This window comes from Ruegeria sp. AF1 (assembly GCF_056542125.1).
This window is the reverse complement of record NZ_JBQFZG010000001.1, coordinates 677,649-691,302: the sequence shown is the minus strand read 5'-3', so window position 1 is coordinate 691,302 and position 13,654 is coordinate 677,649. Positions and strand designations below refer to the sequence as shown.

10 protein-coding genes are annotated in these 13,654 nt (G+C 58.6%); 7 read left to right on the top strand and 3 right to left on the bottom strand.

The annotated features are described in order from the left end of the window. Positions 1 to 30: 30 nt before the first annotated feature. The gene (locus tag ACR0BK_RS03375; protein WP_480553765.1) at positions 31 to 492 is read right to left on the bottom strand and encodes a peroxiredoxin; all 462 of its coding nucleotides are present in this window, start codon (positions 490 to 492) and stop codon (positions 31 to 33) included. Between the two features lie 68 nt (positions 493 to 560). On the opposite strand from ACR0BK_RS03375, the gene ACR0BK_RS03370 reads away from it, so the two are divergent. The 4 genes from ACR0BK_RS03370 (at position 561) to ACR0BK_RS03355 (ending at position 7,107) form a co-directional block, all read left to right on the top strand. After that, on the top strand, positions 561 to 3,944 hold the full coding sequence (locus ACR0BK_RS03370) for a YhdP family protein (RefSeq protein ID WP_480553764.1): 3,384 nt from the start codon (positions 561 to 563) through the stop codon (positions 3,942 to 3,944). Between the two features lie 42 nt (positions 3,945 to 3,986). Beyond that, positions 3,987 to 5,036: a tRNA preQ1(34) S-adenosylmethionine ribosyltransferase-isomerase QueA gene (queA, locus tag ACR0BK_RS03365; protein ID WP_480473350.1), complete on the top strand. Its 1,050-nt coding sequence runs from the start codon at positions 3,987 to 3,989 to the stop codon at positions 5,034 to 5,036. A gap of 108 nt (positions 5,037 to 5,144) precedes the next feature. After that, on the top strand, positions 5,145 to 6,422 hold the full coding sequence (locus ACR0BK_RS03360; RefSeq protein ID WP_480553763.1) for an MFS transporter: 1,278 nt from the start codon (positions 5,145 to 5,147) through the stop codon (positions 6,420 to 6,422). Between the two features lie 109 nt (positions 6,423 to 6,531). Further along, positions 6,532 to 7,107 carry a DUF924 family protein gene (locus ACR0BK_RS03355; RefSeq protein ID WP_480476775.1) on the top strand — a complete coding sequence of 192 codons (576 nt, stop codon included), beginning with the start codon at positions 6,532 to 6,534 and terminating at the stop codon, positions 7,105 to 7,107. A gap of 38 nt (positions 7,108 to 7,145) precedes the next feature. On the opposite strand, the gene ACR0BK_RS03350 is transcribed toward ACR0BK_RS03355, so the two are convergent. Continuing rightward, complete coding sequence (locus tag ACR0BK_RS03350) at positions 7,146 to 7,580, bottom strand: hypothetical protein (protein ID WP_480517426.1); 435 nt, start codon at positions 7,578 to 7,580, stop codon at positions 7,146 to 7,148. 215 nt (positions 7,581 to 7,795) lie between these two features. On the opposite strand from ACR0BK_RS03350, the gene lpdA reads away from it, so the two are divergent. After that, positions 7,796 to 9,190 carry a dihydrolipoyl dehydrogenase gene (gene lpdA / locus ACR0BK_RS03345; RefSeq protein ID WP_480553762.1) on the top strand — a complete coding sequence of 465 codons (1,395 nt, stop codon included), beginning with the start codon at positions 7,796 to 7,798 and terminating at the stop codon, positions 9,188 to 9,190. A gap of 153 nt (positions 9,191 to 9,343) precedes the next feature. Here the strand turns inward: lpdA and ACR0BK_RS03340 are convergent, their stop codons facing one another. Further along, positions 9,344 to 10,729 carry a M20/M25/M40 family metallo-hydrolase gene (locus ACR0BK_RS03340; protein ID WP_480553761.1) on the bottom strand — a complete coding sequence of 462 codons (1,386 nt, stop codon included), beginning with the start codon at positions 10,727 to 10,729 and terminating at the stop codon, positions 9,344 to 9,346. Positions 10,730 to 11,056: 327 nt separating this feature from the next. Between ACR0BK_RS03340 and hemA the strand changes: the two genes are divergently transcribed. Then, positions 11,057 to 12,280: a 5-aminolevulinate synthase gene (hemA, locus tag ACR0BK_RS03335; RefSeq protein ID WP_267364005.1), complete on the top strand. Its 1,224-nt coding sequence runs from the start codon at positions 11,057 to 11,059 to the stop codon at positions 12,278 to 12,280. Positions 12,281 to 12,409: 129 nt separating this feature from the next. Continuing rightward, positions 12,410 to 13,615 carry a helix-turn-helix domain-containing protein gene (locus tag ACR0BK_RS03330; protein ID WP_480553760.1) on the top strand — a complete coding sequence of 402 codons (1,206 nt, stop codon included), beginning with the start codon at positions 12,410 to 12,412 and terminating at the stop codon, positions 13,613 to 13,615. The last annotated feature ends 39 nt before the right edge of the window (positions 13,616 to 13,654 follow it).

The window sequence follows — 13,654 nt, the reverse complement described above, 5'->3', positions numbered from 1 at the left end:
GACCGGATGGCGCGGCAGGTCGAGGGGGGCTTAGATCGCCTTCACCGCTTCCAGCACATCTTCCACATGGCCGGGCACCTTGACCTTGCGCCAGACCTTGGCAATGCGTCCCTCGCTATCAATGACAAAGGTCGATCGCTCGATCCCCATCGATTTCCGGCCATACATGTTCTTTTCAACCCATACGCCATAGTCCTCGCAGACGGTCGAGCCTTCGTCCGACAACAGCGGAGTGGTCAGCCCGTGTTTGGCGACAAACTTGTCATGCTTGGCGACGCTGTCCCGCGAAATGCCGAAAACGTGAGCCCCTGCATCGGTAAACGCCTGAAGCTGCTCTGAGAAACCGATGGATTCCTTGGTGCAGCCCGGCGTATCATCACGGGGATAGAAGAACAAAACCACGGTGCCACCGCGCAACGCCGAAAGCGTCACCTCGCCACCGCCGTCGCGCGGCAAAGTGAAGTCGGGGGCGATGTCTGAAACGTCGGGCATTGGAAACTCCGCTAAAGGTTTTTAAAGGCTGCCCGTCATCATAGGGCAACGCGTGCGGGTTGGAAGGCGTGGATAGCAAATTGAAGCAGCACGAAGACGACGAAGCAAAGCCGGGCAAGCCTGTGCGCCGTCGGTCGCGCCGCCGCACCGCTGGTCTGTGGGCTATGCGTGGGGCCATCGTGCTGGTGCTTCTGGCGATGTTTACCGGTTTCATGGTCGTGGGACAGAGAATGCACGCGCCGGTCTGGCTGCGCGATAGGGTCGAAGCCCGGCTGGAACGGGCGCTGGGCGGGCTGCAAATCCGGTTTGGAGACGTCAGTTTCATCATTCACGAAGGCTGGCGACCCCGTCTGCGGCTGACCGATGTTGCCATCAGTGACGCGGCGGGCCAGCAGATTGCGCAGGTATCCGATATGCGCGCCAGCCTGGCCATGCGCCCCTTGCTGCGCGGTCAGGTCCGGCCCAAGCGCATCATTCTGAGTGGCGCGCAGATCGCCATGACCCGCGATCAGGACGGGGCGCTGACCCTGACCGTGGGATCGGGCAGCGCGCCGGTTCAGGAAGCGCCGGACCTTGCACAGCTGATCGAGACCTCGGACGAGGTCTTTCAATCTCCGATACTGTCGGCGCTGACCTCGGTCGAACTTGATGCGATTACGCTGGATTACCGCGACCTGCGGCAGGGGCGGTCGTGGGTTCTGGACGGTGGGCATATTCAGGCGAACCGCAGTGATAACGAAGTGCGGCTTGCAACCGGGTTTTCGGTTCTGTCGGGGCGTGACTATGTCAGCAGTATCGAGGCCAACTATACCAGCGTACTGGGCACGCCTGCCGCCAGCTTTGGCATCTCGGTCACCGATCTTCCGGCCGAGGATATAGCAGGCCAAAGCCCGGCCCTTGCCTGGTTGCAGGTTCTGCGCGCACCGATTTCAGGGGCTTTGCGGGGCAGTGTCGATGAAAACGGGGCAACAGGAACCGTGTTCGCAACCCTCAATCTGGGGGCCGGGGCGGTGCAGCCCAACCCGGAAACACGCCCTGTCCCGTTCGAATCTGCCCGTACATATTTCACCTATGACCCGAACGCCCAGATGCTGGACTTCAATGAGGTGTCGGTGGTGTCGGCCTGGGGCACAGTTCAGGCCGATGGAAAGGCGTTTCTGCAAGGGGCTGAAGATGGTGTGCTGGACAGTCTGGAGACGCAACTGCGCTTGTCCGGGATCAATGTGAACCCGGCAAATCTTTTCCCGGAGCCGATTCAGCTGTCGCGTGCCAGCGTGGATTTCAAGATGGCGTTCAACCCGTTCCAGTTGCGCCTTGGCCAGATGACCATCGAGGATCCGGGTCATACCGTGCGCGCCTTCGGGGTTTTGCACGGGCGTCCCGATGGCTGGGCTGTGGCGCTGGATGCCCATCTGGATCAGATGAGCTCGGACAATGTTCTGAGTTACTGGCCCGAGCGTCTGGCGCCGAAGCCACGGGAATGGGTGACGGAAAACCTCTATCAGGGGGTTTTGTCGGACATGGATTTCGCCCTGCGTCTGGAGCCCGGTTCCAAACCGGATCTGTATCTTGATTTCGGGTTCGAGCAAGCCAAGGTTCGCTTTGCAAAGACCCTGCCGCCAATCGAAGATGCACAAGGTCAGGCCAGTCTGATCGACAGCCGGTTTACGGTCACCGCGCAGCAGGGGGTGGTGGTCGCCGATGACGGGGGGAGTGTGGATGCCGCGGGGACGTCCTTCATCATACCTGACACGGATATCAAGAAATCCGCACCCGGCATCGCCCGTATTCAGGCAAAGGGCAGCGTGACTTCTGCGTTGTCGCTGCTGGACCGGCCGCCGCTGGAATTGCTGAGCAAGGCCGGTTTGCCCGTTGACGTTGCCAAAGGCACGGTTGCGTTGACCGGAACGCTGTCCTTGCCGTTGATAAAAGAGCTGAAGTTTCAGGATACCGAATTTCACTTTATCGGAACGCTGGCCAATCTGTCCAGTGACCGTCTGGTGCCGGGATTTTCCATAAGTGCCCCGATGCTGGATATTTCCGGCAATCAGTCGGGTGTCCAGATTCAAGGGCTGGGACAGTTCGGCGATGTTCCGCTTGAGGCGCTTTGGCAGCAGCCCATTGACGGCGAAACCGAACAGCGCAGCACCTTCACCGGCCAGATCGAACTGTCCCCGCGTCTGATGGATGAGATCAAGGCTGGCCTGCCGCCGGGGATGCTGACGGGCAAAGGGGTTGCTGATATTACGCTGGGTCTGGGCGCTGGGGCACCTCCGAAACTGTCTGTTGTTTCGGACCTTCAGGGCGTGGCGCTAGCCATCCCTGAACTCGGTTGGCGCAAAGAGGTAAACACCACAGGATCACTGACTGCGGACGCGACGTTGGGCGCGCAGCTGAAAGTGGACGACCTGCGGATCAATGCAGCGGGACTGCGCACAACCGCATCCATTTCCTTTCACGAAAACGGTGAATATGACCGTGTCCAGTTCAGCTCGTTCGATCTGGGGGACTGGCTTGCGGTTCCGGCGGAACTGATCGGGCGGGGAGCCGCTGTCCCGGATATCCGCGTCCTTGGCGGTGTGCTGAACATGGGGTCTGCAAACTTCGGGGAAAGCGGCGGATCGGGCGGCGGCGGTGCCCCGGGGCCGAAACTGGACGTGGCACTGGACCGTCTTCAGGTTACCGAAACTGTTGCACTGACAGGTTTCCGGGGGGCGTTCCAGACAACCGGCGGCGTAAATGGCACCTTCACAGCGCGGGTGAACGGCGGTGCGGCTGTTGCCGGTCAAGTGACCCCACGGGGAAATCGAAGCGCCGTTGACCTGACGTCGAAAGACGCGGGGGCCGTTTTGCGATCGGCCGGCGTTCTGACACAGGCGCGTGGCGGTGATCTGGACCTCAAGCTTGAACCGGTGGCTGAGCCCGGCAGTTACGACGTCATCCTGAAAATCGTTAATACCCGGATCACCGATGCCCCGGCCATGGCCGCGATCCTGAACGCGATCAGCCTTGTTGGCCTGCTGGACGAGATGGCCGGGCAGGGGATCTTCTTTTCGGCGATTGACAGCCGCATGAGGATATCGCCCACCGACATCAAAGTGCTGAGTGGCAGCGCTGTTGGCCCGTCAATGGGGCTTTCGTTTGATGGAACAATCGACACCGTGAACAGCCTGCTGAACCTGCGGGGGGCGATTTCACCGATTTACCTTCTCAATGCCGTTGGCAGCGTGTTTACCCGCAAGGGCGAAGGTGTCATCGGATTCAATTACACGCTGACCGGGCCGATATCCTCGCCCAAAGTCGCGGTGAACCCTCTGTCCGGTCTGGCGCCCTTGTTTTTGCGTGATCTGTTGCGTCAGCCTGCGCCAAAGGTCTCGGACGGCCCCAATGCTGCGCCGGTGGAACCTGACGAGCCGAAACCGACATTTGGTTCTCCTCCCAGTGACCGCTGACGGGATATGGCCGAATCTTTTGTGGGGTTGTAAGGCGCGGTCATGAAGCTCAGCGATTTTGATTTCGACCTGCCCGACGACCTGATTGCCACGCGGCCTGCCAGCCCGCGATCCTCTGCGCGCCTTCTTGTGGCGCGGGGGGGTGCCACAGTGGACAGCCACGTGTTCGACCTGCCCGATTTCCTGCGGCCGGGCGACCGGCTGGTGCTGAACGACACGCGCGTTATCCCGGCGCGCCTGAACGGGCGGCGCCACAGAGACAGCGCGCAAGGCCCGGTTTCCGCCGGGGTCGAGGCCACTCTGCTGGACCCGCAGGCCGATGGCACCTGGTCTGCGCTGATCAAGCCATTGAAGAAAGTGAAGCCGGGGGAAGAGATCGTGTTTTCGGCCGATCTGAGCGCGACGCTGGATCGGGTGGAAGACGGGCAGGCCTACTTGCGCTTCAATCTCAGTGGTCAGGATTTCGACAAGGCGCTGGATCAGGCCGGTGCGATGCCGCTGCCGCCCTATATCGCCGCCAAACGTCCGGCGGACGAGCAGGACAAGACGGATTATCAGACCATCTGGGCCCGCAGGTCCGGTGCGGTGGCAGCCCCGACCGCCTCGTTGCATTTTGACGATGCCCTGATGCAGGCTTTGTCGAAACGGGGTGTCGCCGTCACACATGTGACCCTGCATGTTGGCGCCGGAACCTTCCTGCCGGTCAAGGTCGAGGATGTGACAACCCACAAGATGCACGCCGAATGGGGGCAGGTCAGCGCCGAGGCTGTTGCCGAGATACAGGCGACAAAAGCTGCGGGCGGGCGTGTCATCCCGGTGGGCACCACCGCCTTGCGCCTGATCGAAAGTGCTGCGCGTTCGGGCACGATCGAACCGTGGGAAGGTGACACCGATATCTTCATCTATCCCGGTTTCCGGTTTCACGTGACCGATGCGCTGATGACAAATTTTCATCTGCCGAAATCCACGTTGTTGATGCTGGTTTCGGCGTTGATGGGTCAGGACCGGATGCGCGAGGTTTACGCCCATGCCATCGCGCAGAAATACCGTTTCTTTTCTTATGGCGATGCGTCGCTTTTGATCCCCGGATAGGCGCGCATACGGCATCACCGACAGGGAATGTCGTAGACAAGCGCGATGGAAGCGGTCTTTGATCGCAGAACAAAACTCAAACCAGCTTGGCACCTATCGGAGGCCCAAATGATTCAGGTTCTGTCCAGCGCATGGGCATTGTTGCTCGGCATGGGGTTGCTGATGGTCGGAAACGGCCTTCAGGGCACGATCCTGGGTGTTCGCGGACAACTCGAGGGGTTTTCGACCCTTGAGATGTCTTTTGTAATGTCAGCATATTTTGTTGGTTTTCTGGGTGGTTCACGGCTTGCGCCCGAGATGATCCGGCGTGTTGGTCATGTGCGGGTCTTTGCGGCGCTGGCGTCTTTCATTTCTGCCGTGATGATCATGTACCCGATGCTGGCAGACCCGATCGCCTGGGTTCTGGGACGCGTGGTGATCGGGTTCTGTTTTTCGGGCGTTTACGTCACTGCGGAAAGCTGGCTCAACAACGCAGCCAATAATGAAAACCGCGGTCAGGCCCTGTCGCTTTACATGATCGTTCAGATGTTGGGTATCATCGGCGCGCAGGGCCTTTTCCTGTTGGGCGACCCTGCCGGATACGAAACATTCGTGATCGCCTCGATCCTTGTTTCGGTATCTTTCGCACCGATTTTGCTGTCAATTTCGCCAACGCCGGCATTCGATACTACCAAGCCGATGACGTTGCGGGAATTGATGAAAAGCTCTCCGCTGGGGTGTGTCGGCATGTTCCTGCTAGGCGGCGTGTTCTCGGCGCAATTCGGGATGTCTGCGGTTTACGGGGCCCAGGCCGGTCTGTCCTTGGTTGAGATCTCGGCATTTGTGGCGGCGTTCTATGTTGGGGCAATTGTCCTGCAATACCCGCTGGGCTGGTTTTCCGACCGGATGGACAGGCGTTTCCTGATCCTGTTGGTCGCGGCAACCGGAGCAGTTGGCGCCGTCAGTGGTATGCTTTATGGCTTTTCCTTCGAAATCCTCCTGGCGTCTGCTTTTGTGATCGGCGGAATGACCAACCCTTTGTATTCATTGCTGATTGCGCACACCAACGATTTTCTGGAATACGAGGATATGGCCGCGGCATCCGGTGGTCTGATCTTCATCAACGGCCTTGGGGCAATTACCGGACCCGTTATCACAGGCTGGCTGATGGGTGACGCAGTCTTTGGCCCGCCGGGCTTTTTCCTGATCATTGCCGTGTTGCTTGTCGCATTGGCCGCCTATTCGGTCTACCGGATGACCCAGCGTGCAGCAGTTCCTGTTGAAGAAACCGGCACCATGTCGACGCTTTATCCCACTGCATCGCCCGTTGCATTCGAGGTTGCACAGGAAGTTGCCATAGAGGCGGCAGAAGCAGAGTTCGAAGAAGGTGCGCGCGAAACCGCTTGAGACACGAAATTATGTCGGTTGTGTTGCAATATGTTACTGTAACAGTTCTGTAAAAGGGACTTAAATGACGTTACGTCTGGGGCGCGGGCAATTGACGGAGTTTGAGGCAATGGTAACGCCTGAAGAAGTATTGAGTTTTTGGTTAGATGAAGTTGGCCCTAAGGGCTGGTATATTGAAAATGAGGCGCTGGACGCAGACATTCGGGCGCGGTTTCAGTCAACTTGGGAAGCAGCGGCAGCGGGTCGGTTTTCGCTCTGGCTGACTTATCCCAGCGGGGCGCTGGCCTATATCATCCTGACAGATCAGTTCCCGCGTAACATGTTCCGAGGTGAGGCGCGTGCCTTCTCGACCGATCGTGCGGCATTGGCGGCGGCGAAATGCGCAGTCGACAAAGGCTGGGACAAGAAGATCGACGAACCAGCCAGACAGTTCTTTTACCTGCCGATGATGCACTCGGAAAACCTGTGCGATCAGGAACGCTGTGTGCGTCTGATCTGCCAAAACATGAGCAGCGACGCAAGCAACCTGCTGCACGCCAGAGCGCATCGCGAGGTGATCCGCAAGTTCGGTCGTTTCCCGTATCGGAACGCGGCGCTGTCCCGCAGCTCGACTCCGCATGAAACTGCCTATGTCGATATGGGCGGGTACGGCACGACCGTGCGCGAACTACAAGCTACGGGCTGAACGCGAAGCCGCAACCGCTCTTTGGTCACGGCTGCGCTTTATGACTCAGGTGTGCATCCCCGCAATGCCAAAACGCGTTCCGCTGCGATATCGGCGCCGGTTTGGATCGCCTGCGCAATCAGCATTTCTGGCGTGTCAGCCAGTTCCGAAATCCGCTCCTGAACCGTTTGCAGCTTCTGTTCTGCTGCATTCAGGCGCCCCAGCGTTGCCCGGAGGTTTTGCGCGGCTTGGCTGTCTGCAAACGTGTCTTGCTGTGAAAGCGCCGCCAAATCAGTCCGCAACGCCGCAAGCTCGTCCCGAATGCCCTTCGCCTCATCCCGGATGGGGGCCAAGGCCTGAACCGTTTGCGAGACTTCAGCAGTGATGTTTTCGGCTTTGGACGCCAGTTTCCAGCCCAGAAACAGGCACAGCGCAACAAGTATCAATGTGGCATTGAGCAGGGCAAGCAGCAGATCTTTCAGAGTTTTGGCCATGGTCAGCCCCTTGAATGGGTTGAGAAAAGAATAGGTCCGACCGGTGTCGGCGTTTCTTTTCTAGCCATTGCATGGCCCGGGGTATAGGCTGAAATCCGCAAGTTCAGGCATCGCTTACCCTGCGTCCTATTTGTCGCGGGAACGGTGTGTTGATGCGTTCCGAATAATAGTTTAATGGTAAACTAAATTTTCAACTCCTGCGCCGAGAGGAACACATGGCTGCACAATCCTATGATCTGATCGTAATCGGGGCTGGCCCCGGCGGCTATGTCGCTGCAATCCGCGCAGCCCAGCTGGGCCTGAAAACCGCAGTGGTCGAGCGCGAGCATTTGGGGGGGATCTGCCTGAACTGGGGCTGTATTCCGACCAAGGCGCTGTTGCGGTCGTCCGAAGTGTTCCATCTGATGGAGCGCGCCAAGGATTTCGGTCTGAAAGCCGAAAAGATCGGATATGATCTGGACGCGGTGGTCAAACGATCCCGTGGCGTGGCCGCGCAGCTGTCAGGAGGCATTGGCCATCTGCTGAAGAAGAACAAGGTTGCCGTTGTAATGGGGCAGGCCACGATCCCTGCAAAGGGCAAGGTCAGCGTCAAGACCGACAAAGGCACCGAGGAACTGACCGCCAAGAACATCATTCTCGCAACCGGGGCACGGGCGCGGGAACTGCCGGGCCTTGAAGCTGACGGCGATCTGGTCTGGACGTACAAGCACGCACTGCAACCGCCGCGGATGCCGAAAAAACTGCTCGTCATCGGGTCTGGTGCGATCGGCATCGAGTTTGCCAGCTTCTACAATACGCTGGGCGCAGACACCACAGTTGTCGAGGTGATGGACCGGGTGTTGCCGGTCGAAGACGCCGAAATCAGCGCATTGGCCAAGAAGGCGTTCACCAAACAGGGCATGACCATCATGGAAAAAGCCATGGTCAAGCAGCTGGACCGTGGCAAGGGGAAAGTGACCGCGCATATCGAGGTAAAGGGCAAGGTCGAGAAACAAGAGTTCGACACAGTGATCTCGGCTGTCGGGATCGTTGGCAATATCGATAACCTTGGTCTGGAAGCTCTGGGCGTCAAGATCGACCGGACACATGTGGTTACGGACGAGTATTGCCGCACCGGCGTTGAGGGCCTTTATGCGATCGGTGACATCGCAGGCGCGCCCTGGCTTGCACATAAAGCAAGCCACGAGGGTGTCATGGTCGCGGACCTCATCGCGGGTCAACATGCGCACCCGGTCAAACCCGAAAGCATCGCGGGATGCACCTATTGCCAGCCTCAGGTTGCCTCGGTTGGATATACCGAAGCAAAGGCCAAAGAGCTGGGTTACGACATCAAAGTCGGCCGCTTTCCCTTTATCGGCAATGGCAAGGCCATAGCCTTGGGTGAGCCGGACGGGCTGATCAAAACCGTGTTTGATGCGAAAACAGGCGAGTTGCTGGGCGCCCACATGATCGGTGCCGAAGTTACCGAACTGATTCAGGGTTACGTGGTCGGTCGCCAGCTGGAGACAACGGAAGAAGACCTGATGAACACCGTCTTCCCGCACCCGACACTGTCAGAGATGATGCACGAAAGTGTGCTGGATGCCTATGGTCGCGTGATCCATATGTAAGATCGGCGTAGTTCCCCGTCAGGGTTGGGGGCTCTGCCCCCGCCGCGCGTGCCGCGCGCCTCCCCCGGGATATTTTAGGCCAGATGAAGCAGGGATCCTTTATTCATCTGGCTGCAAATATCCCGGAGCGCGAGGCAGAGCCTCGCATAAGACCTATTTGTTCAAAGCATCCAGAATGCGCGCCCATGACCGGATGCCCTTGTGGAAGCTTTTCACGTCATATTTCTCGTTCGGCGAATGGATGGCATCATCTTCGTTTGCATAGCCAACCAGCATCGAGTCGAGCCCCAGAACGGTGTTGAAATAGCCGACAACAGGGATTGATCCCCCCATTCCAGTGAACACCGCCTCGCGGTCCCATTCATCCGACAATGCGCCGCGCGCGGCTTCGAATTCGGGGCGGGTGATATTCATGACCGAAGCGGGAGACCCTTCCATATCGTTATCCCAGACCACTTTGGCGTCCGGGGATAGCTGATCCTCGACATGTTTGCGGATTTTGGCGCGCAGCGCGTCCGGGTCCATGTCACCAACAAGACGGCAGGTGATTTTGCAATGGGCCTTGGACGGAATAACGGTTTTGGAGCCCGCACCGTTATAACCACCCCACAGCCCGTTCACTTCGAGCGTTGGTCGTGCCCATTGTTGCTCCAAGGTGGAGTAACCCTTTTCGCCATGCGGCTGGGTGTAGCCGACCGAATTCAGATAATCCGCTTCGTCGAAGCCGCAATTCTGCCATTGGCGCAACTGGTCTTCGGGTACTTCATGCACGCCTTCGTAGAACCCGTCGACCGCTACCCGCCCGGTTTCGTCGTCATAAAAAGAGGTCACGATTTTCGACAGTTCGCGCAGCGGGTTCAGGCCCGGGCCGCCATAGTGGCCGGAATGCAGATCGATGCGCGGCCCCACAATGGTAAACTCGTCCTTCAGCATGCCCCTCAACTGCGCCGCAATCGACGGAACGCCGCGTGACACCATGGATGTATCGCAGACCAGCGCCAGATCCGCTTTGAGTTCGGCGGCATTTTCCTTGAGGAAAGGAACCAGTGAGGGCGAGCCTGATTCTTCTTCGCCCTCGAAAAAGAAAGTGATGCGGCAGGGCAAGGATCCGTGTACGGCCTTCCAGGCGCGGCAGGCTTCGACAAAAGTCATTAGCTGGCCTTTGTCGTCTGACGCTCCGCGTCCGCGGATGACCGGTCCGGTTTCGGTGTCCTCAATGGCGGGATCGAATGGATCCCGGTTCCACAGGTTCAACGGATCGACCGGCTGCACATCGTAGTGGCCATAAAACAGGAAATGCGGCGCAGTCGCGTCCTCACCCACGTGGCCAACAACCATCGGGTGGCCCGGTGTTTCCCGTTTCTCTGCCGCAATCCCGATGCTGTTCAGATCGGCGACCAGCCAGTCCGCGGCGCGGCTGACCTCGGCCTTGTATGCGGGGTCGGTCGAGATCGACGGGATGCGCAGCAGTTCCATCAGGCGGTCGATCGAGGTTTGCAGATCTTCGTCAATCCGGTTCAACACGGCGTCTAGCGACATGGGGGGCTCCTGCCTGTTTATTGTTCCCGCGAACCCTAGCAGCGTTGTCGGCGCCGTCCAGAGTTGTTGACACGAATTGCGGCCCGGCAGCGTAAGCTTTGGGTAGGGAGGCGAGACCTGCGTCGTTTCCACGCGTTCGATGGCCGTAACTTTACTTGTCGGATGGGGCGCAAACTTATATTTGATGCAAATCAAAGTTGGGTTCACCTTTTCGGCTGTAACCAGCTGAATAAGGGAACACAAAGCCACCGAAACAGGGTAAGCTGTGGGAGGTGGCGAAAATATCGCCCAATGGGAAACCGGATACGGGCGTTCAAGGAGGGTCCTTTGGACTATACTGCTCAGCTCGATTCAGCGATTGCCAGGCTGCATGATGAAGGTCGTTACCGGACCTTCATCGATATCGAACGTCGCAATGGGCATTTTCCCCACGCGGTGCGCACACGTCCGGACGGGTCACAGCAGAACATCACCGTATGGTGCGGCAACGATTATCTGGGCATGGGGCAAAACCCGGTCGTTCTGAATGCAATGCACGAAGCTGTTGATGCAGCCGGTGCAGGTTCAGGCGGTACGCGCAATATCTCGGGCACCACGGTTTATCATAAAAGGCTTGAGGCTGAACTGGCCGATCTTCACGGCAAGGAAGCCGCGCTGCTTTTTACCAGCGCCTATATCGCCAATGACGCAACGCTCAGCACGCTGCCTAAACTGTTCCCGGGCCTGATCATCTACTCTGACGCGCTGAACCATGCCTCGATGATCGAAGGCGTGCGCCGGAATGGCGGGGCCAAGCGCATCTTCCGGCACAATGATGTGGCGCATCTGCGCGAGCTGCTTGAGGCGGACGATCCGGCCGCACCCAAATTGATCGTATTCGAGTCGGTTTATTCCATGGACGGCGATTTTGGTCCGATCGAAGAGATCTGCGATCTGGCAGATGAATTCGGCGCACTGACTTATATCGACGAAGTGCACGCGGTAGGCATGTATGGCCCGCGCGGCGGCGGTGTGACCGAGCGCGATAACCTTGCCCACCGGATCGACATCATCAATGGCACGCTGGCAAAAGCCTATGGCGTGATGGGCGGCTATATCGCGGCCAGCGCCAAGATGTGCGACGCCGTGCGGTCATATGCGCCGGGCTTTATCTTTACCACGTCCCTGCCACCTGCGGTTGCGGCCGGGGCTGCTGCATCTGTTGCCTACCTGAAAACCGCACCCGAACTGCGCGAGCAGCATCAGACGCAGGCCAAAATCCTCAAGCTGCGGTTGAAGGGGATGGGGCTACCGCTGATCGACCACGGTAGCCATATCGTGCCCGTGATCGTCGGAAACCCGGTCCATACCAAGAAGCTCAGCGATATGCTGTTGGATGATTACGGCATTTATGTGCAACCGATCAATTTCCCGACCGTTCCGCGCGGAACCGAGCGTCTGCGCTTTACCCCTTCTCCGGTGCATGGGCCTGACGAAATGAACCGTCTGGTACAGGCGATGGACGAACTTTGGTCACATTGTGCGCTAAATCGCGCCGAACTTGCCGGTTAACCTCACGCCAAAGTGTGCAACGTATTTGCCGCGTGTTAAGCTTACGCTAACAAAATCGGCGGACGAATCGTTTTGGGGATGATTCGCCGCTAACGCGAAACACGCGACAGGCAGAATGGGGCAGCAGGAATGATTGGGCGCAGATCACAGCGCGAATCTGATGAGGATGTAGATGTCAGACCGAAAGGGTTTGACGACTACGAAGTACGCCTTGGTGACAAGATGCGCGGCGAACGCGCAACCATGGGCAAATCCCTGTTGGATGTTCAGCGCGAGCTGAGGATCAAAGCCAACTACATTGCTGCCATCGAAAACGCAGATCCTGATGCCTTTGACACGCCCGGCTTTATCGCCGGGTATGTGCGTTCTTACGCGCGTTATCTGGGGATGAACCCGGATGAAACCTTCTCGACTTTCTGCGCGGAAAGCGGTTTTTCGGTCGCGCATGGCATGTCGGCCGAGGCTTCGGTGGTGCGAAAGCCGACCGGTGCGCTTCCGGCGCGTGGGCCAATGGGGCGCGATCCCTTCATCTCGCCCAATACGCCGTACATTCCGGGCAAGGAATCTCTGGTCAGTCAGATTGAACCGCGCGCCATCGGATCGTCGCTGGTGCTTTTGGCGGTTATTGGTGGCATCGGCTATGGCGGGTGGGCGGTTCTGAACAAGATCCAGCAGGTACAGGTCAGCCCGGTTGAACAAGCGCCTGTGGTGCTTTCCGACCTTGATCCGCTGGATGCCGTGCGCGGCGGCGTTGTCGATGATGCGGTTGCTGCGGCGAACACCGAGGCACTGGACCGCCTCTATCGTCCGCAGGCCTTGGATGTTCCGGTTCTGGTTGCCCGCGATGCGCCAATTTCGACCCTTGATCCACGCGATGTCGGAACCTTCCGCCCGCCAAGCCTGCCGCAGTTCGAAGTCGCCGAAGTGCACACGGTTGAACGACCATCCTTGCCGCAGGTCGTGGAACAGATTGATACCATGCTGAAAATCGTTGCTGTCGATCCTTCTTGGATGCGGGTGACGGCGGCGGATGGCAGTGTTATTTTCGAAGGGACCCTTGGAACGGTCGAGCAAGGCAGTGTCTTTGAGGTTCCGCTAACGGAAGAACCACCGCTGTTGCGGGCAGGGGCGTCGGGATCGGTTTATTTCTCAATGAACGGCGAGCACTATGGCCCGGCAGGGGCACCCGGCACGGTTGCCAAAGGGGTGATCCTTTCGAAAGACGCGGTGTCTGAAGTTTATGCCGTTGCCGATCTTGAGGCGGAACAGAACAGCGCTCTCAAGCAATTGGTGGCTGAACTGCAAACCGAGGCGACAGAAGCGCCCGCCGAGTGATCTTGCCATTGCGGTAACCCCTTTGCCGGACTATCTACA